This window comes from Methylobacterium sp. FW102-HT35C08 (genome assembly GCF_058790235.1).
Window position 1 is genome coordinate 4,010,264 of sequence record NZ_JBYTCL010000002.1, and the last position, 25,588, is coordinate 4,035,851.

Annotated in this window: 22 protein-coding genes; 14 read left to right on the plus strand and 8 right to left on the minus strand. The window is 70.8% G+C overall.

The window, feature by feature from the left end; all coding sequences use genetic code 11:
• Window positions 1-173: 173 nt before the first annotated feature.
• Both AC3WSN_RS19080 and AC3WSN_RS19085 read left to right on the plus strand, forming a co-directional pair.
• Complete coding sequence (locus tag AC3WSN_RS19080) at window positions 174-1,121, plus strand: LysR family transcriptional regulator (RefSeq protein ID WP_492540030.1); 948 nt, start codon at window positions 174-176, stop codon at window positions 1,119-1,121.
• Entirely contained in the window at window positions 1,118-2,356 is a 1,239-nt protein-coding gene (locus AC3WSN_RS19085; RefSeq protein WP_492540031.1) for an NAD(P)/FAD-dependent oxidoreductase, read from the plus strand. The genes AC3WSN_RS19080 and AC3WSN_RS19085 overlap by 4 nt, the downstream gene beginning before the upstream one ends.
• A gap of 2 nt (window positions 2,357-2,358) precedes the next feature.
• On the opposite strand, the gene AC3WSN_RS19090 is transcribed toward AC3WSN_RS19085, so the two are convergent.
• The 3 genes from AC3WSN_RS19090 to AC3WSN_RS19100 all read right to left on the minus strand — a co-directional run bounded on the left by AC3WSN_RS19090 (window position 2,359) and on the right by AC3WSN_RS19100 (window position 5,810).
• Entirely contained in the window at window positions 2,359-3,600 is a 1,242-nt protein-coding gene (locus tag AC3WSN_RS19090; protein ID WP_492540033.1) for an MFS transporter, read from the minus strand.
• An 82-nt stretch (window positions 3,601-3,682) separates the two neighbouring features.
• On the minus strand, window positions 3,683-4,600 hold the full coding sequence (locus AC3WSN_RS19095) for an amino acid ABC transporter substrate-binding protein (protein ID WP_492540035.1): 918 nt from the start codon (window positions 4,598-4,600) through the stop codon (window positions 3,683-3,685).
• 298 nt (window positions 4,601-4,898) lie between these two features.
• Window positions 4,899-5,810: a LysR family transcriptional regulator gene (locus AC3WSN_RS19100; RefSeq protein ID WP_492540037.1), complete on the minus strand. Its 912-nt coding sequence runs from the start codon at window positions 5,808-5,810 to the stop codon at window positions 4,899-4,901.
• A gap of 97 nt (window positions 5,811-5,907) precedes the next feature.
• Between AC3WSN_RS19100 and AC3WSN_RS19105 the strand changes: the two genes are divergently transcribed.
• Together AC3WSN_RS19105 and AC3WSN_RS19110 are read left to right on the plus strand one after the other, a co-directional pair.
• The gene (locus AC3WSN_RS19105; RefSeq protein ID WP_492540039.1) at window positions 5,908-6,534 is read left to right on the plus strand and encodes a glutathione S-transferase family protein; all 627 of its coding nucleotides are present in this window, start codon (window positions 5,908-5,910) and stop codon (window positions 6,532-6,534) included.
• A gap of 8 nt (window positions 6,535-6,542) precedes the next feature.
• Entirely contained in the window at window positions 6,543-7,460 is a 918-nt protein-coding gene (locus tag AC3WSN_RS19110) for a pyridoxamine 5'-phosphate oxidase family protein (protein WP_492540040.1), read from the plus strand.
• Between the two features lie 7 nt (window positions 7,461-7,467).
• Here AC3WSN_RS19110 and AC3WSN_RS19115 read toward each other — a convergent pair whose 3' ends face one another.
• Window positions 7,468-8,115 carry a glutathione S-transferase family protein gene (locus AC3WSN_RS19115; RefSeq protein WP_492540042.1) on the minus strand — a complete coding sequence of 216 codons (648 nt, stop codon included), beginning with the start codon at window positions 8,113-8,115 and terminating at the stop codon, window positions 7,468-7,470.
• Between the two features lie 186 nt (window positions 8,116-8,301).
• On the opposite strand from AC3WSN_RS19115, the gene AC3WSN_RS19120 reads away from it, so the two are divergent.
• The 4 genes from AC3WSN_RS19120 to AC3WSN_RS19135 all read left to right on the plus strand — a co-directional run bounded on the left by AC3WSN_RS19120 (window position 8,302) and on the right by AC3WSN_RS19135 (window position 12,840).
• Window positions 8,302-8,682 carry a response regulator gene (locus AC3WSN_RS19120; RefSeq protein ID WP_192709909.1) on the plus strand — a complete coding sequence of 127 codons (381 nt, stop codon included), beginning with the start codon at window positions 8,302-8,304 and terminating at the stop codon, window positions 8,680-8,682.
• An 81-nt stretch (window positions 8,683-8,763) separates the two neighbouring features.
• Window positions 8,764-10,737, plus strand: coding sequence for an AI-2E family transporter (locus tag AC3WSN_RS19125; protein ID WP_192709908.1), 1,974 nt, complete (start codon window positions 8,764-8,766; stop codon window positions 10,735-10,737).
• 153 nt (window positions 10,738-10,890) lie between these two features.
• Entirely contained in the window at window positions 10,891-12,507 is a 1,617-nt protein-coding gene (locus AC3WSN_RS19130) for a hybrid sensor histidine kinase/response regulator (RefSeq protein WP_492540045.1), read from the plus strand.
• 18 nt (window positions 12,508-12,525) lie between these two features.
• Window positions 12,526-12,840: a plasmid stabilization protein gene (locus AC3WSN_RS19135; RefSeq protein WP_192709906.1), complete on the plus strand. Its 315-nt coding sequence runs from the start codon at window positions 12,526-12,528 to the stop codon at window positions 12,838-12,840.
• Between the two features lie 21 nt (window positions 12,841-12,861).
• Here AC3WSN_RS19135 and AC3WSN_RS19140 read toward each other — a convergent pair whose 3' ends face one another.
• Both AC3WSN_RS19140 and ydiJ read right to left on the minus strand, forming a co-directional pair.
• A complete protein-coding gene (locus tag AC3WSN_RS19140; RefSeq protein WP_492543169.1) occupies window positions 12,862-13,752 on the minus strand; it encodes a ketopantoate reductase family protein in 891 nt (296 codons plus the stop codon).
• 11 nt (window positions 13,753-13,763) lie between these two features.
• Entirely contained in the window at window positions 13,764-16,850 is a 3,087-nt protein-coding gene (gene ydiJ, locus AC3WSN_RS19145; protein WP_492540047.1) for a D-2-hydroxyglutarate dehydrogenase YdiJ, read from the minus strand.
• A 116-nt stretch (window positions 16,851-16,966) separates the two neighbouring features.
• Between ydiJ and AC3WSN_RS19150 the strand changes: the two genes are divergently transcribed.
• The 6 genes from AC3WSN_RS19150 (at window position 16,967) to rpmG (ending at window position 22,640) form a co-directional block, all read left to right on the plus strand.
• Window positions 16,967-17,305 (plus strand): hypothetical protein, encoded by a 339-nt coding sequence (locus tag AC3WSN_RS19150; protein WP_492540049.1) that lies wholly within the window; start codon window positions 16,967-16,969, stop codon window positions 17,303-17,305.
• A gap of 135 nt (window positions 17,306-17,440) precedes the next feature.
• Window positions 17,441-19,762, plus strand: a complete 2,322-nt coding sequence (gene rnr, locus AC3WSN_RS19155; RefSeq protein ID WP_492540051.1) for a ribonuclease R — start codon at window positions 17,441-17,443, stop codon at window positions 19,760-19,762.
• A 23-nt stretch (window positions 19,763-19,785) separates the two neighbouring features.
• Window positions 19,786-20,250, plus strand: coding sequence for a DUF983 domain-containing protein (locus tag AC3WSN_RS19160; RefSeq protein WP_492543171.1), 465 nt, complete (start codon window positions 19,786-19,788; stop codon window positions 20,248-20,250).
• Window positions 20,207-20,950, plus strand: coding sequence for an NUDIX hydrolase (locus AC3WSN_RS19165; RefSeq protein ID WP_492540053.1), 744 nt, complete (start codon window positions 20,207-20,209; stop codon window positions 20,948-20,950). Before AC3WSN_RS19160 ends, AC3WSN_RS19165 begins: the two co-directional genes overlap by 44 nt.
• A gap of 53 nt (window positions 20,951-21,003) precedes the next feature.
• Window positions 21,004-22,143, plus strand: a complete 1,140-nt coding sequence (locus tag AC3WSN_RS19170) for an MFS transporter (RefSeq protein WP_492540055.1) — start codon at window positions 21,004-21,006, stop codon at window positions 22,141-22,143.
• 329 nt (window positions 22,144-22,472) lie between these two features.
• Entirely contained in the window at window positions 22,473-22,640 is a 168-nt protein-coding gene (gene rpmG, locus AC3WSN_RS19175; protein ID WP_010684598.1) for a 50S ribosomal protein L33, read from the plus strand.
• 137 nt (window positions 22,641-22,777) lie between these two features.
• On the opposite strand, the gene AC3WSN_RS19180 is transcribed toward rpmG, so the two are convergent.
• Together AC3WSN_RS19180 and AC3WSN_RS19185 are read right to left on the minus strand one after the other, a co-directional pair.
• On the minus strand, window positions 22,778-23,695 hold the full coding sequence (locus AC3WSN_RS19180; protein WP_192709900.1) for a LysR family transcriptional regulator: 918 nt from the start codon (window positions 23,693-23,695) through the stop codon (window positions 22,778-22,780).
• Window positions 23,696-23,774: 79 nt separating this feature from the next.
• Window positions 23,775-25,436, minus strand: coding sequence for an OFA family MFS transporter (locus AC3WSN_RS19185; protein WP_492540058.1), 1,662 nt, complete (start codon window positions 25,434-25,436; stop codon window positions 23,775-23,777).
• Window positions 25,437-25,588 lie beyond the last annotated feature (152 nt).

Consider the following 25,588-nt stretch of genomic DNA (forward strand, 5'->3'; position numbering starts at 1 on the left):
CCTCCTGCTCGGATCCCATCCGTCGGGATCGCGCGTTCCGCGCCGGCTCTGTAGCGGCCGCTTGGCTGCCAAGATAGCGGTCTCTGTCTCCGGATCGACAGGAACCCGCGGCGGGGCCTTCAAGATTTCTGTGCGATCTTGTGCCATACGACGAAAAAAACGAGATGTCCGCCATGCGCAATCTGTCCCTCAAGCAGCTCCAGGCGGTCGCTGCGGTGGCCCGCCTCGGCACCATGACGCGGGCTGCGCAGGAGCTGAACGTCACATCGGCCGCGCTCTACGCGCGCATCCGGCAGCTGGAGGAGGAGGCCGGGCTGCTGCTGTTCGACCGGACGCCCGGCGGCCTCAAGCCGACCGATGCCGGCCGCGAGATGCTCTGGGCGATCGACAGCATCAACACCGTGCTGGAGACCTGCACCGACCGGCTGCGCACGCTCCGGGGTGCCGAGGGCGGGCGCGTGGCTCTGGGCGTCGTCTCGACCGCCAAGTACTTCGCCCCGCAGGTGATTGCCGGCTTCGTCAAGAAGCACCCCGGCGTCGAGATCAGCCTGTCGGTGCGCAATCGCGGCCAGACCGTCGAGGCCCTGCGCGGTTACGAGATCGACTTTGCCCTGATGGGCCGCCCGCCCCGGGATTTCCCGATCGAGGCCGCCACCTTCGGGCCGCACCCGATCGTGCTCATCGCGCCGCCCAGCCATCCGCTGGCGGGCAAGATTGGCCTGAACCGCGAGGATCTGGCCGACCAGCCGTTCTTCCTGCGCGAGGAGGGGTCGGGCACCCGCATGGTGTTCGAGGAATTCATGGCCGGCGTGCTGGTGAAGCGGGCGCCCCTCGACATCGACACCGGCTCGAACGAGACCATCAAGCAGGCTGTGATGGCCGGTCTCGGCATTGCACTGCTCTCGGTGCACTCGGTGGCGGCCGAGCTGGAGAGCGGCCGCCTCGTGCTCCTCGACGTGAAGGGCCTGCCGATCCGGCGCGACTGGTACGCGGTCCGCCGCGCCGACAAGGTGCTGGGCCCGGCGGCCTCCGCGGTCTGGTCCTTCCTGATGGCGGAGGGCGCGCGCAGCCTGCCCGGCGTCGCGCAGAGCGGCCTAGCCCAGGCGGGGGCCAGGGCATGAACGCGGGAATCGTCGTTGCCGGCGCGGGCCAGGCCGGCTTCCAGCTCGCCGCCTCCCTGCGCGAAAGCGGGTTCAAGGACCCGATCACCCTGGTGGGCGACGAGCCTGCCCTCCCCTACCAGCGGCCGCCCTTGTCGAAGGCCTATCTTGCCGGCAAGACCGACCAGGAAGGTGTGTTCCTGCGCCCGCCCGGCTTCTTCGCCGAGCATGCGATCACGCACCGGCCGGGGCTGCGCGCCGTCGCGATCGACCGGGCGGAACGCCGCCTGCAGCTCTCGAACGGCGACAGCCTGCCCTACGACCACCTCGTGCTCGCCACCGGCGCCCGTAACCGGCCGCTGCCCGTCCCGGGCGCCGGTCTGGAGGGCGTGCGCCAGCTGCGCGGCCTCGCGGATGCCGACGCGCTGAAGGCGGATATCGCGGCGGCCCGGGCGGTCGTGGTGGTGGGCGCCGGCTTCATCGGGCTCGAATTCGCCGCCGTCGCAGCCGCGCGTGGTCTCGCGGTGACGGTGATCGAGGTAGCCGAGCGGCCGATGGCGCGGGCCGTCTCGGCGGAGATGGGGGACTTCTTCCGCGGCACCCAGGAGGCGCTGGGTGTCCACTTCGCGTTCGGGGCGGGCGTGACGGCGATCCTCGGGCGGGACGGCCGCGCCACAGGCGTGGCCCTAGCGGACGGCCGCGAATTGCCCGCCGACCTCGTCCTCGTCGGGATCGGCGTGCTGCCGAACGGGGATCTCGCCGCGGAGGCGGGCCTGCCGGCCGAAAACGGCGTGCAGGTCGACGCGTTCCTGGGCACGCCCGATCCGGCGATCTCGGCGATCGGCGATTGCGCCCGGTTCCCGACGCCCTTCGCCCGCGGGCTCACGGCGGACGGCACGGTGCGGATCGAATCCGTTCAGAACGCCATCGACCAGGGTCGTTGCCTGGCGGCCCGGCTCGTCGGCAAGCCTGCGGCCTACGGCGCGCTGCCCTGGTTCTGGAGCGATCAGGGTCCGCACAAGCTGCAGATCGCCGGCCTTTCGGGACCCGGAGACGACAGCGTGGTCCGCGGCTCCGGCAACGCCTTCTCGATCTTCCGCTTCCGCGACGGGCGCTTGAGCGCCGTGGAATCCGTCGACCGGGCGGGCGACCACATGATCGCCCGGCGCCTGCTCGCCGCGGGGACGCCGCTCACCCCCGATCAGGCGGCCGATCCGGGTTTCGACCTCAAGGCCCTGGTGCTGCAGCGGCCCTGACCTCAGCCCGGGAACGCGACCGGCGCCGGCTTCTGCCGCAGGGCCATGGCGGTGCCGATCCCGAGTGCCAGGATGGTGACGGCGCAGCCGGCGAGCGCCCCGAGCTGGCCGAACCGGAGCAGCGCCTGCCCGATCACCGCGACGCCGAGCGCCTGCCCGCAGAAGAACGAGAAGGCGTGGAGCGCCACCGCGGAGGCGCGGGCCGTCGGCGCGACCTCGGTGACCTGGGTCTGGTAGGTGTTGTGCAGCATGTAGAAGCCGAGACCCATGGCGGTGAGCGCTGCGCAATCGACCTGCCACGTTCCGGCGAGCCCGACCACCGTGAGCGACGCGCCGCAGATCAGGCCGCCGCCGATGAGCATGCGCGGCAGGCCGAGCAGCCGCACCAGCAGCCCGACCAGCGCCGAATAGGCCAGGCCGCCGACCGCGAACCCCGCCAGCACGAGCCCGGCCTCGCGCGGTCCGCCCTCCCCGCGGGCCTCGATCAGGGGGGCGAGGTGCGGGAACACGCCGAAGATCGCGATGGCTTCGATGAACACCGCCGAGAACAGCACCCGCGCCCGGGGATTGCGCAGGATCGTCCGGTAGCGCGTCACCGCCTCGCCGAAGGCCGGGCGGCGGGCGGCGGGTCGGCCGGCCCGGTCGAAGCCGAACACGGTGGCCGCGCAGGCAAACGCCGCCACCGCCGCCGTGACCGCGAACACGCCGCGCCAGCCGATCGCCGCCTCGATCAGGCCTGCGAAGGTCGAGCCCGAGAGCTGGCCGAGGATCACTGCCACGAGGAAGCGCCCGATCGCCACCTGCCGGCTCTCCATCGGCACGCGGTCGCCCAGCAGCGCCAGCGAGAGGGGAATGCAACCGCCGGCCGCCGCGCCGGCCAGCATGCGCAGGCCGAACAGGCTGCCGATGTCGGGGGCGACGCAGCACAGCGTGAGCGCGACGGCGAGCACCGCCAGGCAGGTGCTCATCACCCGCTCCTTGCCGAGCGCGTCGCCGATCGGGCCGAGCACGGGCTGGATGAACGCGTAGGGCAGCGCGAAGGCGGTGGAGAGCAGCGCCACCGTGTGTGCGTCGCTGGCGAGGTCCCGGGCGAGCACGCCGACCAGGGGCTCGACCGAGCGGAGCGCGAAGGTGCTGCCGAACCCCGCGCAGGCCAGCACCACGATCAGGCGCGGGATCGACGTGGCCGGCGGCGCCGCACGCGTCGCAGCGGGTGTGAGAGCCGGCTCTGTGCTGTCGGTCATGGGGACGCTTCGCGACGCGGGCTGATCCAGACCCGCGCCATCGCATCTCCCTCGCCCGAGCGGAACCCCGCCGGGCGACAGATCAGTGCGCGTAGAACGCCGGATCCGAATCGTCACTCGGATGTGCGAAGGCCCAGCGCAGGGCCGAGGAGAGCGGCACGTTGTAGTTGAGGCCGCGCGGCGGGACCGGTTTCAGGAACCAGCGATCGTAGATCGTCATGATCTCGGGGCTCCGGTAGAGATCGGCGGTCGCGCGGTCGACCACCGCCTTGAAGGCCGGATCGTCCCGGCGCAGCATGATCCCATAGGGCTCCGGGTTCGACAGGGTTTCCTGGCTGACCACATAGGCCGCCGGATCCTTGGACTGGGCCGCGACCACGCTGAGCTGCACGTCGTCCATCACGAAAGCCGCCGCCCGTCCGGTCTCGACCAGGAGGAAGGCCTCGGGCACGTCCTTGGCGGCGATCACCGTGATGCCGAGCTTGCGGTCATTGTTGGCCTTGATCAGCATCAGGATGTTGGTCGAGCCGGCCACCGACGCGACCGTCTTGCCGCGCAGGTCGTCGAGGCTGGCGATATTCTGATCCTTCTTCGACACGAAGCGGGTCGCCGTCAGGAAGTGCGTGTTGGTGAAGCCGACCTGCTTCTTGCGGTCGGCGTTGTTGGTGGTCGTCCCGCATTCGAGATCGACGGTTCCGTTGGTGACCAGCGGGATCCGCGACGACGAATTGACGAACTCCATCCCGACTTCGAGACCGGGCATGTTCAGCTCGCGTTTCACCGCCTCGGCGACCTTCAGGCAGATGTCGACCGCGAAGCCGACGACCTTCTGGTTCTGGTCGAGGTAGCTGAACGGGGGCGCGGTATCGCGGACGCCGAGCACCAGCCGGTTGCTGTCCTGGATCTTCTTGAGGGTGCCGGTGCGTTCGGCGGCCTGCGCCGATGCCGGCTGGGACACGATGAGGACGAGGGCACCGAGGAGCGGGGTGAGAAGACGCATGGGCTGACGGGTCCCGATCGTCGCGCGGAGGGCGCCCGGCCCGTCCGGACCGGCGAGGGCCCGACCGCGCGCCGGATCGTGCCCCGGCAAGCCCATCAGCAAGAGTCCGGCCGCGGCGCGTTCACCGGACCGGAGATCGCCTCGGATGGCGATGTGCGCAGTAAGACCGGTTCCGTTGCGTGCTTCGGGCCCACCGTCTTTGCGAGCGGAGCGAAGCAATCCAGTCAGCGCGACGACGCCTGATGTCGCGCTGCCCTGGGTCACCTCGCTTCGCTCGTGATGACGGAGCGCGGAACCGCTATGAAACCGGCCCACCCTCGACAGCGGCGGGGCGCAGGACGGCCAGCGCCCGCAGGGCCGCGGTGGCATAATCGAGGAAGGCGTTCACCCGCGCCGGCCGGAAGTCCTGGCTCGGCGTCACCAGCTGGACCGGGACCGGCGGCGACTCGTGGGCGGCGAGCAGCCGTACGAGGCGGCCGGCGGCGATGTCCTCCGCCGCCTGATAGGAGAGAACCCGCGCGATGCCGCGCCCGCTGCGGGCGGCGATCAGGGCGGCCTCCACCTCGTTGACGATGAGCCGCGGCGCGAGGCGCACGCGGTTCGTCCCGAAGCGCCATTCCCGGAGCCCCGAATTCACAGCGCCCAGGATGGCATCGTGTGCGGCGAGATCCGCGGGCCTGCGCGGTGTCCCCCGGACGGCGAGGTAATCCGGGCTCGCCACCACGATCCGGCGCACCTGCCCGACCCGGCGTGCGACGAGCCGCGACTCCGCGAGCTGCCCGATCCGCAGGGCGACGTCGATGCCCTCCTCCACGAGATCGAGGTTGCGGTCGGCGAGCACCAGCTCGACCTGCGTCTCCGGATAGCCATCGAGGAAGCCTGACACGACCCGTGCGATATGCTTGCGCCCGAACAGGACCGGGGCCGTGACCCGCACGAGGCCGCGGACGGCGTCGCGCGCTGCGCCCGAGACGGCCGTGTCGTAGCCCGACAGCAGGCCGCGGGCGCGCTCGGCGAGTTCCAGCCCGGCGGGAGTGGGCGCCAGTTGCCGGGTCGTGCGCTCGACGAGCCGGCTGCCGGCGCGGGTCTCGAGGCTGGCGAGCGCCCGGGTCACGGCAGCGGAGGAGCGGCGCAGCCGGCGCGCCGCGCCAGCGAGGCTCCCGGCCTCGATGATCGCGACGAAGGTGGCGAGCTCGTCCAGACGATCCATCGATTGTTGCAGAGACTGAAATTCTGACTGTCAATGTCTCCGGATTTTCCCCGAGCCGCGCAAGGGCGATATCGGACGCACCACAGGAGACATGCAGATGACCGATGCCGACCTGACCCTCTACGGCCTGCGCCTCTCGGGCCATTCGCACCGGGCGGAGCTGTTCCTGTCCCTGCTGGGACTGCCATACCGCTTCGTCGAAGTTGGGAGCGCCGCCCAGCGGGGCGCGGACGCGTTCCGGCGGCTCAACCCGCTCGGCCAGATCCCGGTGCTGACCGACGGCGCGGCCGTGATCCCCGACAGCAACGCCATCCTGGTCTACCTCGCGGCGCGCTACGCGCCCGACGGAGGGTGGATGCCGACGGATCCGCTCGGGGCCGCGCAAGTGCAGCGCTGGCTGTCGATCGCGGCCGGCGAGGTGCGGCACGGGCCGGGCCAGGCCCGGCTGATGGTGGTGTTCGGGGCGCCGGGCGATCGGACGATTGTTCATGCCGCGGCGGCCCGGATCCTCACTTTCATGGACACGCATCTGGCCGACCGCACCTATCTCGCGGCAGACCGGCCGACGCTCGCCGACATCGCCTGCTATTCCTACGTGGCGCACGCGCCCGAGGGCGGCGTGTCGCTGACGCCCTACGCGGCCGTCCGGGCCTGGATCGCGCGGGTCGAGGCGCTGCCGGGCTTCATCCCGATGCCGGCTTCTCCCATCCCCGAAACGGTGTGAGGTGCATCATGGCCAGCTTCCATGCCGACGAACGCGTGGCCCAGGCGCGGGCCGGCCACGTCCTCGGTGAGACCCCGGCGATCCGCCCGTTGATGCCCGAGCAGCACCGCACCTTCTTCGCGGGTCTGTCCTACCTGTTCGTCGGCACCGTCGACGCGGCCGGCGCGCCGGTCGCCACTCTGCTGACAGGACAGCCCGGCTTCGTGCAGGCCCCCGACGCGATTCATCTCGACATTGCCGCGGCCCTCGATCCCGCCGATCCGGCGGCCCGGGCTCTGATACCCGGTGCAGAGGTGGGGATCCTGGGCCTCGACCTCGCGACGCGGCGGCGCAACAGGGCCAACGGCCGTGTCGTCCGCCGTGGCGGGAACGGCCTGACGATCGCCGTCGCGCAGAGCTTCGGCAACTGCCCGCAATATATCCAGCGCCGCGTCGCCGAGCCGTTCCAGCGCACGGTCGGGCCGATCGAACCCCTCGCGGCCCTCGATCCGGAGGCCGCGGCGCTGATCCGAGGCGCCGACACGCTGTTCGTGGCGAGCCGCGCCCGGGAGGGTCTGGCCGATGGCGGCGCCGACATCTCGCACCGGGGTGGCCGACCGGGCTTCGTCCGGCTCGAGGGCGACGTGCTGACGGTGCCGGACTTCTCCGGCAACCGCTACTTCAACACGTTGGGCAACCTGATCGGCGAACCACGGGCGGCGTTGCTGTTCCTCGACTTCGACCGCGGCCATCTCCTGGTTCTGCAGGGACGAACCGCGATCGACTGGGCCGGTACGGCAGCGACCGGCCTCATGGGAGCGCAGCGCGCCTGGACCTTCACGGTCGAGGGCGGCTGGCGCCGCCGGGCCGTGATCCCCCTGCGCTGGAGCGCTCCGGAACCGGCGCAGCAACTCGTGCGCACCGGCACCTGGGAGCCGACGGTCTGAGGCGCGCTCAGGCCGCTCCGGCTGCGGCGGCGTGCTCCGCGGCGAGCTGCGCGTCCGCGGCCGCGACCTTTTGGGAGGCCGGCCGGGCCCGGATCCGCTCGACATAGGCATTCAGCACCGGATCCGGCGCGACGATCCCGAAGCCCATCGTCCATCCGAGCGCACCGCCCCACAGGACATCGGCGGCGCTGAAGCGGTCACCGAGTAGGTAGGGGCCAGGGGTCAGCGCCTCGACGACCCGCGCGATCACGCTGTCATAATCGGCGTAGGCCGACAGGGCGCGCGGCCCCGGCTCCCGCTTCAGGTGGCGGTCGATGATGGCGGGCTCGAAGCAGGATCCGTAGAACACCATCCAGCGCAGGTAGGCGGCCCGGGCCGGGTCGCTTGCCGCCGGGGCGAGGCCGGTCTCGGGGAAGAGATCGGCGAGGTAGAGGTAGACGGCCGCCTGCTCGGTCACCAGGGCCTCGCCGTGGCGGATCGCCGGCACCTTTGCCATCGGGTTGATGGCGCGGTAGGCGTCCTGGAGATGCTCGCCGGCGCGCATGTTGAGCGCGTGGAGCCGGTAGGGAACGCCCATCTCCTCGAGGAGCACGCGCACCCCGGACGACCGGGTATTGGGCGAATGATAGAACTCGATGTCAGCGTTATCCGCCACTGTGTTCCGCTCCGGGATTGTCGATTCGCGCGGCGGCACGCTCATACCGCGGGACGCCCGGGTCAACCGTGCGCCCGGCCGCCATTTCTCCACGGACCGGAATCGCGGCACGAACGTTGGGCGATTGTGCGTTGCCGCGCGTTGGGATGCCGTCCGGCACCACGCGGGCCGGGGGTGCGAGTTCTGATGGCGAAGATTTTGCTGGTCGAGGACCACGAAGAGATCTGGGATTTTCTGTCCCGGCGCCTCAAGCGCCGCGGCTACGAGGTCGTTCTGGCCCATGACGGCGAGGCGGGTGTCCGCCAGGCCCGTTCGGCACAGCCCGACGTGATCCTCCTCGACATGAACCTCCCTATTCTCGACGGCTGGTCGGTCGCCCGCACCCTGAAATCCGGAACCGACACCCGGGCGATCCCGATCATCGCGCTCACCGCCCACGCCATGTCGGGGGACCGGGACAAGGCGATCCAGGCCGGTTGCGACGACTACCACCCGAAGCCGGTCGATTTCTCGAAGCTGCTCAGCCAGATCAGCGCCGCCCTGGGCGAGACCGCACAGGCGGGCTGACGCGGCTCCGGACACGCGAGCCGCCCCTTCCGATGCCGCAGCCGCGGCCGTCTCCTGACCTGAGTAGAGTGGAGCCTGTCCGTGAGCGAGGATCCCGTCACCGCCCAGCGCCTGCGTCAGGGGCTGCCGGTCTTCGTGGCGCTGGCCTCGATCCTCCTCGTCGTGGCGACGCTGGCGGCGCTGTATCTCGGGCGGGAGATCCTCGTGCCGGTGACGCTGGCGATCCTCCTGAGCTTCGTCCTGGTGCCGGCGGTCCGGGTGCTCAGGCGGATCCACGTCCCGCGGGCCCCGGCGGTGCTCCTGGTCGTGGTGATCGTGTTCGGGGCCCTGTTCGGGATCGGCAGCCTGATCGCCAGCGAGGCCTCCCAGCTCGCCTCCGACCTGCCGCGCTACACGCAGGTGATGCGCACCAAGATCAAGGATCTACGCGGGGCGACTGCCGGGACTGGGACCCTGTCGCGGATCGTCGACATGGTCCAGGATCTGAGCGCGACCCTGCAGCCGCCGCCGGCGGCGGAACTCCGCGGCGAGCCCGGCACGCGCACGCATCCCCTCACGGTGGAGATCACGCCCGCCCGCGCCAGCGTCGTCGAGACGCTCCAGACGTTCGCGGGCCCTCTCGTCCATCCGCTGGCCACGACCGGCCTGATCCTGATCTTCACGATCTTCATTCTGCTCCAGCGCGAGGATCTCCGGAATCGCGCGATCAAGCTCGCCGGCGGCTCGGGCGACCTGCGCCGCACGACGGCCGCGATCGACGATGCCACGAGCCGCCTCAGCCGGTTCTTCCTGGCCCAGCTCGCCCTCAACATCGCCTTCGGCGTGGTGATCGGCTTCGGTCTCTGGATCATCGGTGTGCCGAGCCCGACGCTATTTGGCGTGCTGGCGGCGATCCTGCGCTTTGTGCCCTATATCGGCGCCGCGATCAGCGCGCTGCTGCCGCTGATCCTGGCCGCCGCGGTCGATCCGGGCTGGACCATGGTGATCGCCACGGCCGCCCTGTTCCTCGTAGTCGAGCCCATCTGCGGCCACGTGGTCGAGCCGCTGCTCTACGGCCACTCGACGGGCCTCTCGCCGGTCGCCGTCATCCTGGCGGCGACGATCTGGACGTTCCTGTGGGGTCCGATCGGCCTCGTGCTCGCCACGCCGCTCACGGTCTGCCTCGTGGTGCTCGGGCGGCACGTCGAGCGGCTCTGGTATCTCGACGTGCTGCTGGGCGACCAGCCGGCCCTGTCGCCGCCCGAGATCTTCTACCAGCGCATGCTGGCGGGGGATCCGATCGAGGCGATCGATCAGGGCTGGCAGTTCCTCAAGGAACGCGCCCTCGTCACCTATTACGACGAGGTCGCCCTGGCGGGTCTGCTGCTCGCCCAGGAGGATCTCTCGCGCGGAACGCTCGATCGCGAGCGGCAGGAGGAGGTCGGCGCGGCGATCCGCACGGTGGTCGACCGCCTCGGGACCGCCCCGGTCGCGCGGCGGAGCCGGCGGGGATCGGCGCGGGCGCCGGACATCGAGACCGCGGCAGCGCTGGCCGCCATCGGGCCCGACCGGCAGGTAGCGGGCATCGTCCTCGCCCGCGAGGATCTTGCACCCAACTGGCGGAGCGAGACACCGGTCCTATGCGTGTCGAGCCGCGGCCCGTTCGACGAGGCGGCGACGCTGATGCTGAGCCAGATCCTCGCGCGCCACGGTCTGGCCTCGCAGATCCTGTCGATGGCCGCGATCCGCGCCGGCGAGCGGCCCGAGAACCCGGAGGGCTTGGCGCTAATCTGCTTCTCGTACCTGGAGCCGGTGAGCCTGTCGCAGATCCGCTTCACGGTTCGGCAGGCCCGTGCCGCGGTGCCGGGGGTCCGGATCCTCGTGGGCTTCTGGCGCGAGCGCGATCCGGCCACCCTGGATCGTCTGCGCCGCGCGACCTCCGCGGACTTCCTGGTGACGTCGCTCAACGAGGCACTCTCAGCGGTCCTGAATGCCTGCCGCGAGCCAAGTCCCGCGCGGGTCGCTCCGGCGCCCGCCACAGCACTGCCCGCGCCGGCCCGGACGGCGGCCGCGTGAGAGGCCGGACCTCTCCCCGCCTCAACAGGCGCGATGCGGCCGACGAGGCCGTGCGGTCGACATCGCGTTCCAGACCACTACAGTCGCGCGCGCCAAGCGGCAGCGGCCCGACGTGGCCGGCTTCTACGGCCCGGGGAATGAAGACCGCCTCGCATGTCTGAGACGCCAGAAACGCCACCCTCCGGACCGAGTCCCCCGATCCGGGACAGCGCCCCGAGCGACCTCACCGACCGCAAGAGCGACATCTTCTTCGCCGCGGTCGAGACCACGCGGATGCCGATGATCGTCACCGATCCGCGCCAGCCGGACAACCCGATCATCTTCGCCAACCGCGCCTTCCTGGCGATGACGGGCTACACGCCCGAGGAGCTGATCGGGCGCAATTGCCGGTTCCTGCAGGGGCCTGAGACCGACCGCGAGAGCATCGCGCAGGTCCGCGCGGCGATCGCCGACAAGCGCGAATTCGCCACCGAGATCCTGAACTACCGCAAGAACGGCTCGACGTTCTGGAACGCCCTGTTCGTCTCCCCGGTCTACAACGCCGACGGCGAGCTGGTTTACTATTTCGGCTCGCAGCTCGACGTCTCGCGCCGGCGGGATGCCGAGGATGCGCTGGGCCAGGCCCAGAAGATGGAGGCGCTCGGCCAGCTCACCGGCGGCATCGCGCACGATTTCAACAACCTGCTGCAGGTGATCGTCGGCTACGTCGACATCCTGGCGGCCGGCCTGGAGAAACCGGACGCCGACCGCGCCCGGCTGGGACGCGCCACCGAGAACATCCGGCAGGCCGCGGATCGCGCGACGACGCTGACGCAGCAATTGCTGGCCTTCGCCCGCAAGCAGCGGCTGGACGGACGCGCGGTCAACCTCAACACCCTGGTCGAGGGCATGGGCGAGATGGTCACCCGCTCCGTCGGCGAGGCGGTGAAGATCGAGCTCAATCTCGCGGAGGACCTCTGGAACTGCCGCGTCGACCCGACCCAGGCCGAGGTCGCGATCCTCAACGTGCTGATCAACGCCCGCGATGCCATGCCGGACGGCGGTACCGTGCGGATCACCACCGAGAACAGCGAGGTCGCCTCGGGCGGCGAGGTCGGGCCGCTGCGCGACGGCCGCTATGTCAGCATCGCCATCCGGGATTCCGGCACCGGTATCCCGCCCGCAGTGCTGGCGCGGGTGATGGACCCGTTCTTCACCACGAAGGAAGAGGGCAAGGGGACCGGCCTCGGGTTGTCGATGGTCTACGGCTTCGCCAAGCAGTCGGGCGGGGCGGCGCAGATCGAGTCGACCCTCGGCGAGGGGACGACCGTGCGCCTGTCCTTCCCGGCGACGGACGGCGACGTGAAGGCACCCGCCAAGGTCTCGCTTCGGGCCGTGGACCGGCAAGGCACCGAGACGATCCTGATCGTCGACGACCGCGAGGACGTGGCCGAACTCGCCCGGACCATCCTGCGGGACTTCGGCTACACGACCCTGACGGCCAGCAATGCCCGCGAGGCGCTGGAGATCCTGGATTCCAGCGGGCGGGTCGACCTCCTGTTCACCGACCTGATCATGCCGGGGGGTATGAACGGGGTGCTGCTCGCCCGGGAGGCCCGTCGTCGCCAGCCGCGGCTCAAGGTCCTGCTCGCCACCGGCTACGCCGAGGCGAGCCTGGAGCGAACCGATATCGGCGGCTCGGAGTTTGATCTCCTCAACAAGCCGTACCGGCGCACGGAGCTGGTCCGCCGGGTGCGGGCCATCCTCGACGGTCCGACCGGCGTGGGCTGATCTCACGGGAGACGGGCGATGTCTCAGGGCGACAAGTCGAAATACACCGACAAGCAGAAGCGCAAGGCCGAGCACATCGCGGATTCCTACGAGGCCCGCGGCGTGCCGGAGCAGGAAGCCGAAGCCCGCGCCTGGGCCACCGTCAACAAGGATGACGGCGGAGGCAAGAAGCCGGGCGGATCGGGCCGGGGAAAGTCCACCGGCCATCCGGCGGCCCACAAGGGTGGCGCAACCGGCGGCAAGGCCTCCGCCGGACGGACGGCCGCCGAGCGCTCCGCCTCCGCCAAGAAGGCTGCGGCGACCCGGAAGGCCAACGCCGCGGCGCGGGCGTGACGGCCTACACCCGAGACAAGCTCAGCGCGCCTGCTCGGCGAGCTTGACGAGCGTGTGCAGCATCCGGTTGGCCGGCGTCGGGACGCCGAGCGCCGCACCCTTGCGCATCACGTAGCCGTTGAGGTGGTCGATCTCGCTGGGGCGGCCCCGGGCGAGATCCTGGGCGGTGGACGAAAGCTGGCCGGCCATCGTCCTGCTCAGCGCGATGACGCTGTCGAAGATGTCGGGCGGCACCAATACGCCGGCCGCCTTGGCGACGGCCACGCATTCCTGCACCACGTCGGTCATCGATGCCACGACGCCCGCGTCCTGGATCAAGCGGCCGTAGGGCAGCTGCGTCAGGGCCGAGAGGGCATTGTAGGCGCAGTTCATGATGAGCTTGCCCCACAGCGCGTCCAGGGCACGCGCCGAGACGGTCGTGGGGGCGCCGGCCGCCGTGAGGGCGGTGGCAATCCGCTCGCTCGTCTCGGATGCGCCGAGGATCAGGTCGCCCCGGCCGTTGTGCCGCACACGACCCGGCCCGTCCATCGCGGTGGCGACGTAGACCGCCACCGGCACGACCGGCCGCCCGAGGAAAGCGGCGAGACGCTCGGCATTGTCGACACCGTTCTGGAAGCTGAGGATCGTGGCGGACCGGCCGAGATGCGGCGCAATCATCGCGCCGGCTGCTTCGGTGTCGCCGGACTTGACGCAGACCAGCACGAGGTCGGCTCCCGCGACGCCGTTGCCGTCGGTCGTCGCCTGCACGGGCGCGGAGCCGACGCCCGCCGCGCTCTCCAGAACCAGACCGTCCGCCCGCACCGCCTCGACCAGCGCGGGACGGCCGATCAACGTGACCGCGTGTCCAGCCTTCGCCAGGAGGAACCCGTAATAGCACCCGACCGCGCCGGCCCCCACGACGGCCACGTTCATGACGGCATCGCTCATCGCGCTGCGGCCGCCGCTTGCTCGGGATGGAACGGCGCCGCACCCACGGCGCTCCGGCGGACATGGTCGAGCAGCGCCTGGGCCGGGTGGCGCAGCCGCACGCCGTCGACAAGCTTGGCCTGCGATCGGCAGGAATAGCCGTCGGCCAGGAGGGTGCAGCCGGGGGCCTCGGACACGTGGCGGGCCCAGCTCGCGTTGTAGATCGTCTCCGAGGTGGCGCGGTGCCGGGCCTCATGACCGTAGGTCCCGGCCATGCCGCAGCATCCGGAGGCCGGCACGTCGAGACGCAGCCCGAGATGGGCGAACAGGGCCTGCCAGTCGCGGACCGCGCCAGGCGCATTGGTGCGCTCGGTGCAATGGGGCAGCAGCCGCATCGTCCCGCCGCCCTGGCGCGGCGCGATCCGGTCGAGCCGGGTCGCCAGCCATTCCTGGAGGAGATGGACCTTCGGCAGTTCGCCGCCGCCGAGCGCCTGCGCGTATTCGGAGCGGTAGGTCAGCGTCATCGACGGGTCGATCCCGACGAGGGGCACGCCCTGCCGCGCCAAGTCCCGGAGCATCGCGGCGTTCGACCCGGCGACGGCCGCGAACCGGGCCAGGAAGCCGTGCACGTGCAGCGGCTTGCCGTTCGGCCGGTACGGCACGAGCCAGGGCTTGAAGCCGAGGGCGACGAGCAGCGCGCAAGCATCGGCGACGACCTCCGCGTCGAAGTGGCTGGTGAAGGCGTCCTGCACGATGAGCACCGCCGACGCGCGATCGTGAGGGTCCAGCCGGGTCAGAGCCTCCGGCGTCGCCACGGGCACGCCGAGATGTGCCAACCGCGCCTTGAGACTGACGGGCGACAGGCCCGGGATCTCCACCAATCCGGCCTTCGCCAGGAGAAGGCGGACCACCGGATTGGTCAGGAGCGCGTTGCTCAAGCGCGGCGCCCGGGCCGCCAGCGGCAGCAGCGGCTCGAGGGCCGCCACGAGGTGATCCTTCAAGGGCCGGGCGTAGCGCGTGTGGTAGAGCGCCAGGAACTTGGCCCGGAAGGTCGGCACGTCGACCTTGATCGGGCAGGAGCCCGTGCACGACTTGCAGGCGAGGCAACCGTCCATCGCCTCCTTCACGGCGTGCGAGAAGTCCTCCGAATCGTCCCGTGGCCGAAGGGCGCTCCGCAGGGTGGCGGCCACGTCGCGCAGCCAGCTGGCGCGCTGACGCGCCAGCGCGGCCGCCGGATCGACGCCCTCCGCCGCAGCGCGCCGCAGCCACTCGCGCATTAGCGAGGCGCGGCCCTTGGGCGAGTGGCGCCGCTCCCGGGTCGCCTTCCAGGACGGGCACATGGCCTCGTCCGCATCGAAGCTGAAACACGCACCGTTGCCGTTGCAGTGGAGCGCCTCGTCGAATTCCCGGCGGACCGGCGCCGGAATGGTGCGATCCTGCTCGCCCCGGCGCGGCACGCCGTCGATCCGGGTCAGGCCCTGCCCCTTCGCCGAGGCGATCTTGCCGGGGTTCATCCGGTCGCCCGGGTCGAAGGCGCGCTTGATCGCCTCCAGAGCCGGCATCAGCGGCCCGAAGGTCTCGGGCACGAACTCGGAGCGAAAGCCCTTGCCGTGCTCGCCCCAGAGCAAACCGCCATACTTGGCGGTCAGCGCGACCACGCCCTCCGTCACCTCTCGGATCAGCCGGTTCTGGTCCGGGTCCTTCAGGTCAATGGCCGGCCGCACGTGCAGCACGCCGGCATCGACATGGCCGAACATGCCGTAGCGCAGGCCCTTGGCGTCGAGGAGCGCCCGGAACTCCGCGATGAAATCGGCGAGGCGGTCGGGCGGGACCGCCGTATCTTCCACGAAGGGGATCGGGCGGGCATCGCCCTTGGCCGCGCCGAGGAGGCCCACCGCCTTCTTGCGCATGGTCCAGAGCCGCTCAATCGCGGCGCCCCGGGCGATCGTGAAGCCGAGGCGCCTCGTGTCGGTGCCGCGCTCGGCCTCCAGCATCCCGGTGAGCCGATCGAGGGCAGCCTCGACGCCGGCTTCGTCGCCGCCGACGAACTCCACGAGGTTGATCCCGTCCACCGGTCGCCCAGCCGGATCGTCGGGGAAGAAGGCCCGCACCTCGGCCCAGATCGGGTCCTTGCGGGCGAGTGCCAGCACGGTCGAGTCGATGGTCTCCACCGAGGCGGCCCCGAACGGCAGCAGCGCCTGTGCGTCGCGGAGCGCCGCGTCGAAATCGACGTAGGACAGTGCCACCAGGACGGCGGCCTTCGGGATCGGCAGCACGTTGAGCCGCGCCTCGGCGATCAGCGCCAGCGTCCCCTCGGAACCGCAGATCACACTCTTGAGGTCAAAGCGGCCGTCCGGGTCGCGCAGATGCGCGAGATCGTAGCCGGTGAGGCAACGGTTGAGCTTCGGAAAGCGCTCGGCGATGAGCGCCGCATTCTCGGTGACGACGGCATCGACGGTCCGGTGGATCTCGCCGATCCGGTCGTTGCGCCCCTTGGCGGCTTCGAGGCCTTCCGTGTCCAGCGGTTCGGCGGTCCAGACCGTGCCGTCGACGAGTACGCAGGTCAGCGCCAGGACATGGTCCCGGGTCTTGCCGTAGAGGCACGAGCCCTGCCCGCAGGCATCGGTCGAGATCATGCCCCCGAGGGTCGCGCGGTTCGAGGTCGAGAGCTCGGGCGCGAAGAACAGACCGTGCTTGGCGAGTTCCCGATTGAGCTGGTCCTTCACCACCCCCGGCTCGACCCGAACCGTGCGGTTGGCGACATCGATCTCCAGGATGCGGGTCATGTGCCGCGAGGTATCGACCACGAGGCCGTGGCCGAGCGACTGGCCGTTGGTGCCCGTCGCTCCGCCCCGGGGTCGGATCACGATCTCGGCGAAGCGCGGGTCATCCAGAAGCTTGCCGATGCGCACGAGATCGTCGCGCGTGCGCGGAAAGGCCACGGCCCCCGGCTCCACTTGGTAGATCGAGTTGTCGGTGGCGAAGACTGTGCGGTCGGCATCCGAGAGCGTCAGGTCGCCCTCGAAGCCGCGCAGGCGCAGCTCCGCGCAGGCCGCCTCGTAGAGCGGCACGGCCTCGGTATGGCGGGTCAGGACCGGGATCATCTCAGCCTTCTACACCCGGCGGATCGGGAGGAAAGGTCGGCGGTTCTGTCACACGGATGCCGTCACGGCTGGCATCCGGCTTGCCACGCGGCGGGGACATTCGGAACGGAAGCCTCATGAACGCGAGCGTGGAGCGGGTCAGGGACGCCCTGGCCGAGATGATCAAGGCGGCGCTGATATCGGACGACGAGACAAGCCTCGCCTGCCGCACAGCCGGCCGCGCGAAGCTCGAAGCGCTCGCCGGCGACCCGCCCGATCCGGCGACCCTGCGCATGGACGGCGCCTGGACCCTGGCGGTCCACGATGCCGAGGCTCCGGATCTGGCGCCGCTGGAGGGGCAGGTAAACCTGACGCTGCCGCGGGCCTGCCCCTTCACCCTGAAGGAGATTACCGCACCCGGCTTCGACGTCGATCGAGCGGTCGATCACATCCGGAAGATCGCCTCCACCGGCTGATCGCGGCTGTTGAGGACGGCTGCCGCGGCGTTGCCGCGGGCGGGCCCGGCACCCATCTTAGGATCACAGGACCGAAGCCTCGGTCCGAGGCCCGCGTGCGGGCTCCGTCTTCCGAGAACTGTCCGGCACCATCGTTTGGCACGACGCACCACCGCCCCGGCGGCCGAGCCCGCCGCTCCGCCGCCCTTCCCCACCCGTGAGCAGATCCTCGCCTTCGTCGCCGAGTCGAAGGAGCGCGTCGGCAAGCGCGAGATCGCCCAGGCCTTCGGCATCAAGGGCGCCGCCAAGATCGAGCTGAAGCGCATCCTGAAGGAGATCGAGGAGGACGGCGGCCTCGACCGCGGGCGCGGCGGACTCGCTCCCGCCGGGCATCTACCGCCGGTCGTGCTGGCCGATATCCGCTCCCGGGACCGACACGGCGACTTCCTGGCCGTTCCAGTGGAGTGGACCGGCGCGGGCAAGCCGCCGTCCATCGTGCTGACGCAGCCGCGCGGCCCCCGCAAGGGCAATCGTCCCGCGGCAGGCATTGGCGACCGCGCCCTGGTGCGCGTCGAGCGTGACGCCGAGGGCGGCTATACCGGCCGGGTCATCAAGGTCCTCGGGAAGAACAAGGCCGAGATCATCGGCGTCTACCGCGTCGGCGCGCAGGGTGGCCGGATCGTGCCCGTCGAGAAGCGCTCGCAGGGCCGCGAGATCCTGATCCCGCCCGGCGAGGAGGGTCAGGCCCGGGACGGCGACCTCGTCAGCGTCTCCCTGGAGCGCGAGACCCGGTTCGGCCTGCCGCGTGGCCGGGTGCGGGAGCGGCTCGGCTCGCTGGGCTCCGAGAAGGCGGTGAGCCTGATCGCGCTACACCTGCACAACATCCCGCATGTCTTCGCGGACGCGACCCTGGCCGAGGCCGATTCTGCGAAGCCCGCGACCCTGAAGGGCCGTGAGGATTGGCGCGACCGGCCGCTCCTGACCATCGACCCGCCGGACGCCAAGGACCACGACGACGCCGTCATGGCCGAGGCCGATCCCGACCCGGCCAATCCCGGCGGATTCATCCTCACCGTCGCGATCGCCGACGTCGCGGCCTACGTGCGGACAGGATCGAGCCTTGACCGGGAGGCGTTGGAGCGCGGCAACTCGGTCTACTTCCCGGACCGCGTCGTGCCGATGCTGCCGGAGCGAATCTCCAACGACCTCTGCTCGCTCCGCGAGGGCGAGGACCGGCCGGCACTCGCCGTGCGGATGGTCATCGCCGCCGACGGCGAGAAGCGCCGCCACAGCTTCCACCGGGTGATGATGCGCTCGCGGGCCAAGCTCGCCTATGCGCAGGCGCAAGGCGCCATCGACGGACAGCCCGATGCCGCGACCCTGCCGCTGCTGGATATCGCCCTTCGCCCGCTCTGGGCGGCCTACGCGGCCCTGCGCGCGGCCCGGGACCGGCGCGGGCCGCTCGCCCTGGACCTGCCCGAACGGAAGGTCCTGCTCAGCCCCGAAGGCGCCGTCGACCGGGTGATCGTGCCGGAGCGCCTCGACGCGCACCGGCTGATCGAGGAGTTCATGATCCAGGCGAACGTCGCCGCTGCCGAGACCCTGGAGCAGGCGCGCCAGCCGCTGATCTACCGCGTCCATGACGAGCCCGCGCTGGAGAAGATGCGGGCGCTGGGCGAGGTGCTGGCCTCGGTCGGGATCAAGCTGCCGAAGGAAGGGGCGTTGCGCCCCGCCCTGTTCAACCGGATCCTCGCCACCGCGGCCGAGACCGAGCACGGCGTCTTCCTCAACGAGGTGATCCTGCGCAGCCAGGCCCAGGCTGTCTATGCCGCCGAGAATCTCGGGCATTTCGGCTTGAACCTGCGTCGCTACGCGCACTTTACCTCGCCGATCCGGCGCTACGCCGACCTGATCGTCCATCGGGCGCTGATCACCGCGTGCAGGCTGGGCACCGACGGGCTCGCGCCCGAGATCTCGATGGGTGAGCTGGCGCAGATCGGCGAGCAGATCTCGGCGGCTGAGCGCCGCGCCATGGCGGCCGAGCGCGAGACCATCGACCGGCTGATCGCCCACCACCTCGCCGATCAGGTCGGGGCCACCTTCGAGGGCCAGATCGCGGGCGTCACCCGGGCCGGCCTGTTCATCAAGCTCGATGAGACCGGGGCGGACGGCTTCGTGCCGGTCTCGCAGCTCGGCGCCGACTATTTCCGCCACGAGGAGGGGCGCCACGCCTTGGTGGGCGAGCGGACCGGCGAGACCTTCCGCCTGGGCGACCGGGTCGAGGTGCGGCTCGTGGAGGCCGCGCCGGTGGCCGGGGCGCTGCGCTTCGAACTCCTCAGCGAGGGTCGGACCCGCTCCGGCGCCCGCAAGACCGGTGCGGGCAAGAAGCCCGGCGGACGCCCCTTCAAGGCCGCGCCGCCCGGCCGCCCCGCCGGCATCCGCAACACCGGGTCGCGCCACCGCGGCTCGCGCCGATGACCGGGCCGATGTACACCCCTGGCATGAATGCCGACGCGATCCCGGCCCGCACCCGCCTGATCCCCGCGATGGCCAGGGGCTTTATCGGCCGCTGCCCGCATTGCGGCCAGGGCCGGATCTTCGGCCGCTTCCTCAAGGTCCGGCCGGAATGCGACGCGTGCGGCCTCGAGCTGCACCACCATCGGGCCGATGACCTGCCCCCCTACGTGGTGATCTTCATCGTCGCCCACATTGTGGGCTACCTGATCCTGGAGACCGAGAGCGCCTACGAGGTGCCTCTCTGGGTCGAGATGGGGGTCTGGCCGGTCTTCACCCTCCTGTTCGCGCTGGTCCTGCTCCAGCCGGTCAAGGGGGCCGTCGTCGGGCTGCAATACGCCCTTGGCATGCACGGCTTCGCCACGCTACCGCGGAGCCGCCCTGCCTCGGGGTCAGAGGAGACACGCCTTGCCGCTGCCGCAGCAGGAGCCACAGATCGCCACAGCTCCTAAGCGGACGCCCGCTGCGGCGCGTCTGCGGCCGCGGGACGCGGCGACCCTGATCGTGATCGACCGGCGCGGGAAGGCCGGCCCGAAGGTCCTGATGGGGCGGCGCAACCCGAACCTCGCCTTCATGCCGGGCAAGTTCGTCTTCCCGGGCGGCCGGATCGAGCTCGGCGATCGCCACATGCCGGTGGCCGGGGCGCTCCCCGACTATGCCGAGGCGGCGCTGACCCGGCAGGTCTCCCGGCCGCCACACCATCTCGGCCGCGCCCTGGCGCTGGCCGCGATCCGCGAGACCTACGAAGAGACCGGTCTGCTCCTCGGCACCACCGAGCACGGCGCCCCCGAGGACGTCCCGGCGGGCTGGGAGGGTTTCGCCCGGCACGGCGTGCTGCCGGATCTCGAGGCGCTGCACCTCGTTGCCCGCGCGATCACACCGCCCAAGCGCGTGCGCCGCTTCGATACGCGCTTCTTCGCGATCGACCGCCGGACGGTGGCCGCCGAGGAGCCGGGGCGGATCTCCGCCGACGCCGAGTTCACGGAACTGGCCTGGGTCCGGCTCGACGCCGCACGCAAGCTCGACCTGCCGTACATAACCCGCGCCATCCTGGACGACCTGGAGGCGCAGATCGCCGTTGATTTCGCGCCGTACCGGATGATTCCCTACCACTACGAACGCTACGGCCGCCGCGAGCGGGTGGCCTTGTGAGCCGCCCGGAGGAACGGGCACGGGACGCGCGGCGGGGGATCAGGTCGGAGGATGTGGCGGCGATCGCGGCGGCCGTGACCTGCGTCACCGTCGTCGGCATCGGGTTGAGTCTGTCGATCCCGCTCCTGTCGATCGAGATGGAGCGGCGCGGCGCGTCGAGCACGCTGATCGGCCTCAACACCGCGGTGGCGGGCATCGCCAGCATCTGCACGGTGCCGTTCGTGCCGCGGCTCGCGGCGCGGATCGGTGTCGCCCCGCTGCTCGGCCTGGCGCTCGTCATCGGGGCGATCAGCCTCGCGCTGTTTCCGATCCTGCCGGGCATCGCCCTGTGGTTTCCCCTGCGCTTCGTCTTCTCGGCAACGCTGGGCGCGCTCTTCGTCCTCTCCGAGTACTGGATCAATGCCGCCGCCCCGCCGGAGCGCCGCGGCCTGGTGATGGGCATCTACGCCACCGTCCTGGCGGCGGGCTTCGCGGTCGGACCGCTCCTGCTGGCGCTCGTCGGCACCGAGGGGCTGGCGCCCTACGCGACCGGCGCCGTGCTGATGCTGGCCGGCGGCCTGCCGATCGTGCTGGCGCGCGGGCTGTCGCCGACGATCGAGCCGGGCTCCGGCCGCGGCATCCTCGATTATGTCCGGCTTGCCCCCGGCGCGCTGGCGGCCGCCCTCGCCTACGGGGCGGTGGAGACCGGGATCTTCGCGATCCTGCCTCTCTACGGCTTGCGGCTGGGCTACGACGCGCAGGGCGCGGCGGGGCTCGTGAGCCTGATCGCGCTGGGCAACGTGCTGTTCCAGATTCCGTTCGGCTGGCTCGCCGACCGCCTCGACCGCAGCGCGGTTCTGCTCGGCGCAAGCCTCGCGGGCGCCGCGGGCTCGGCCCTGATCCCGCTCGCGGCCGGCAGCCCGATGGCGCTCGGTCTGCTGCTCCTGGTCTGGGGCGGCATCGCCGGCACCCTCTACACGGTCGGCCTCGCGATGCTCGGCGACCGCACGCCGGCGAACGACCTCGCGGGCGCCAACGCGGCCTTCGTGGTGCTCTACAATTTCGGGCTGATGCTCGGGCCGCCGGTAATCGGCGGCGGTCTCGACCTCGTGCCGCCGCACGGCTTCGCGCTGGCGCTGCTTGCCCTGTTCCTGGCATTCGCCGGATGGCTCGCCGCGGCGGAGAGGCCGCGGCGGACTTCAGGCGCTGGGTGAAAAGGTAGTCTGGTCCCAGGATCTGCCAAACCCGGCATTCCGGGACTGCGCAGCAGGGCCCGGAATCCAGATCCGCACCGGGTGTCCGGCTTATCGCCGTCGGCGGCTCTGGGTTCCGGGCTCGCCTTCGGCGCCCCGGAACGACGGAGGGATGTCCTAAACCGCGTCGACGCTGCCAAGACACGACCCAAGCCTGACCCGCTGGCGGACCGCTCACACTTGACCTGCCGGGCCCGATCGGGCATTCACCCGCCCGTATTCGGCCGGGTCCTCCCGGCCATTTGCGTTTCGCTCACGCGGAATGCCGCACCCTGCAGGAGCGCCGCGCCATGGCCAAGGCCGTCACCGTCAAGATCAAGCTCGTCTCCACCGCCGACACGGGCTACTTCTACGTTACCAAGAAGAACTCCCGGACGCAGACCGAGAAGCTGTCGATGCGCAAGTACGACCCGGTCGCGCGCAAGCACGTCGAGTTCAAGGAATCCAAGATCAAGTAAGCGCGCAGGCCGCGTTCCGGCCTCGCCCGTGCGAAGCCGCTCCGGAGACGGGGCGGCTTTTTTGTTGAGCTCTCGTCTTAGCGAGCGGAGCGAAGCAAAGGCGGAGGCTTCGAGCGGGACGCCCCGGTCCCGGCCCGTCAGGCGGGGGTCGACGCGGCCAGATCGGGATCGAGCGTCCGCGCCAGCGACCGCGCGATGGCGACCAGAGCCGTCACCATCGGCGTCGAGGGCTCGCGCCGCGGGGCGACGAGGCCGATCGTGTGCTCCAAATCCGGGGCGGTGATCGGGATGGTGCGCACGCCCTCGATCGGCCCCAGGGCATCGACTAGGATCTCCGGCATGATCGAGGCCCAGCGCAGGGTGCGCACATGGGTCAGCAACACGATCATCGAATTCGATTCGAGGGTGGCGGCTGGGTCCGCACCCGATTCCCGGATCTGCTGGTCGATGATCCGCCGGTTCTGCATGTTCGGCGTCAGCAGGCAGAGCGGCAGGCTGCCGGTCTCGGCCCAGGTGACGCTGGCCCGGCCGTCGAACGGGCCGTCGATCGCTGTCACCAGACGGTAGCGTTCCCGGTAGAGCGGCACGGAGACAACTCGCCCGAGGGGCTCGTTGTCGAGATAGGTCAGGCCCGCATCCGCCTCCAGGTTCTCGATCAGCGAGAAGATGTCGGCCGAGGTGGCGGATTCGACCGTGAGCCGCACGTCCGGGTGCCGCTCGCGGTAGGGCGTGGTGAGGTTCACGATCATCGGCAGCGCCGTGGGGATCGCGGCGATGCGCAGATGCCCGGTCAGGCCCCGGCGCAGGCCCGTGACCTCCTCGTGCATGGCCCGGGCATCGGCCACGATCCGCCGCGCCCATTCCAGCACCCGCTCGCCCTCCGGGGTGAAGCCCTGGAAGCGCGAGCCGCGCAGCACGAGCTGGACGCCGAACCGGTTCTCCAGCTGCTTCACGCCGGCCGAGAGCGTCTGCTGCGTCACCCCGCAGGCTTCGGCCGCGTGGCCGAAATGCTGCTCGCGCGCGAGCGCGAGCAGGAAGTCCAGCTTGTCGATCACGACGGAGGCATCCCGGCACGGCGAGGCGCTCGAAACCTAGCGACCCGCCGTGCCCGCCACAACCGGCGGCTCCGGGCCATCACCGGAACAGGATGAAGGCCTTCGACAGGGTGATGCCGATACCCCAGACGATCGGGATGCCGACCACCGCCCACGCCACGGCCGCGCCCGGGCTGACCCCCCCGCGACCGATGCCGAAGGAGCCGGACGGCCCGGAGGCGGTCGCACCCGTGCGGACGTCGAGGGAGGCACGCTCGGAATCCGACATGAACCAGCGCTGGGCCAGCGGACGTACCAGCAGATTGCAGACGAACCCGGCCACCAGGAAGCCAGCGAGCACGTACATGGTCCGGCCGTAGAGTTCCGCACCCTGCACGCCCGCGGCGATCTGCGCCTCGCGGATCTTGGTGATCACGAAGGGCCCGACGATGCCGGCCATCGACCAGGCGGTGAGCAGCCGCCCGTGGATGGCGCCCACGAACTGCGTGCCGAACACGTCGGCGAGGTAGGCCGGCACCGTCGCGAAACCGCCGCCATACATCGACAGGATCACACAGAAGAAGGCGACGAACAGCGCCTGCGAGCCGATGCCGGCCGCCCAGGGCGCGGCCGCGTAGAGCACGCCACCCAGCGCGAAGAAGATCGCGTAGGTGACCTTCCGCCCGATCCGATCCGACATCGAAGCCCAGAAGAACCGGCCGAGGATGTTGAACAGGGAGAGCAGGCCGACGAAGCCGGCGGCGATCGCCGCGACCTGCGCCTTCTGGCCGGCATCGAGGGCCGAGAAGCCGGTGCCCGGCAGGCCGATCAGCTCACCGCCGAAGATCTCCTGAAGCATCGGCGAGGCCAGCGCCAGCACGCCGATGCCGGCGGACACGTTGAGGAACAGCACGAGCCAGATCATCCAGAACTGGAAGGTCTTGTGCGCGTCCCGCAGATGGACGTGGCCGGAGGCGATCATGGCGTTCTTGGCAGCCGGAGCCGTCCAGCCGTCCGGACGCCAGCCGGCCGGCGGAACCCGGTAGCCGAAGGCGCCGCCGAGCATGAACAGGATGTAGCCGACGCCCATCACGGCGAGCGTCTGCCAGACGCCGGCCGAGTCGGCGGTCCGGAAGCTCTTGATCAGGCTGTCGGCCAGGGGCGAGCCGATCATCGCGCCGCCGCCGAAGCCCATGATCGCCATGCCGGTGGCCATGCCGCGCCGGTCCGGGAACCACTTGATCAGCGTCGAGACCGGGGAGATGTAGCCGAGGCCGAGCCCGATGCCGCCGATCAGGCCCATGCCGAGCCAGATCAGCCAGAGCTGGTGGACGTAGACTCCGAAGGCGCCGATCAGGAAGCCGCCGCCCCAGCACAGGGCGGCCACGATGCCGGCCTTGCGCGGGCCCGCGCGCTCCAGCCAGCCGCCGAACAGGGCGGCCGAGAGGCCGAGCACGACGATGCCGATCGAGAAGACCGTGACGAGGTCGCTGACGCGCCAATCGCAGGTGGTGGTGAACAGGGCCGTCATCACGCCCATATCCGCACAGGCGGCGGGTGCCGGCTTTCCGACTGAGAGCGCCCGGGTGAGCGGTAGCCAGAACACCGACAAGCCGTAGGCCATGCCGATGCAGAGATGGATCGCCAGAGCGGCTGGCGGGACCAACCATCGGTTGAACCCCGGTTGGGCCACGATACGCTCGCGCGAGAGCAGACCCGGTGCGACATCGGGCGCGACCGCGCCCGTAACCCCAAGACTCATGACGTCATCCTCTCCGGCAGCCACGTGGATGGGCCGCGCGTGAATGGATGATGCGCGATCTGTGTGCAGGGCACCAGCGCCGCACTACGCTGAGCCGACAGTTTTAATCCTGATTGCAACCTTTTGTATGCACGGCGGCGAACGAAAAGGGC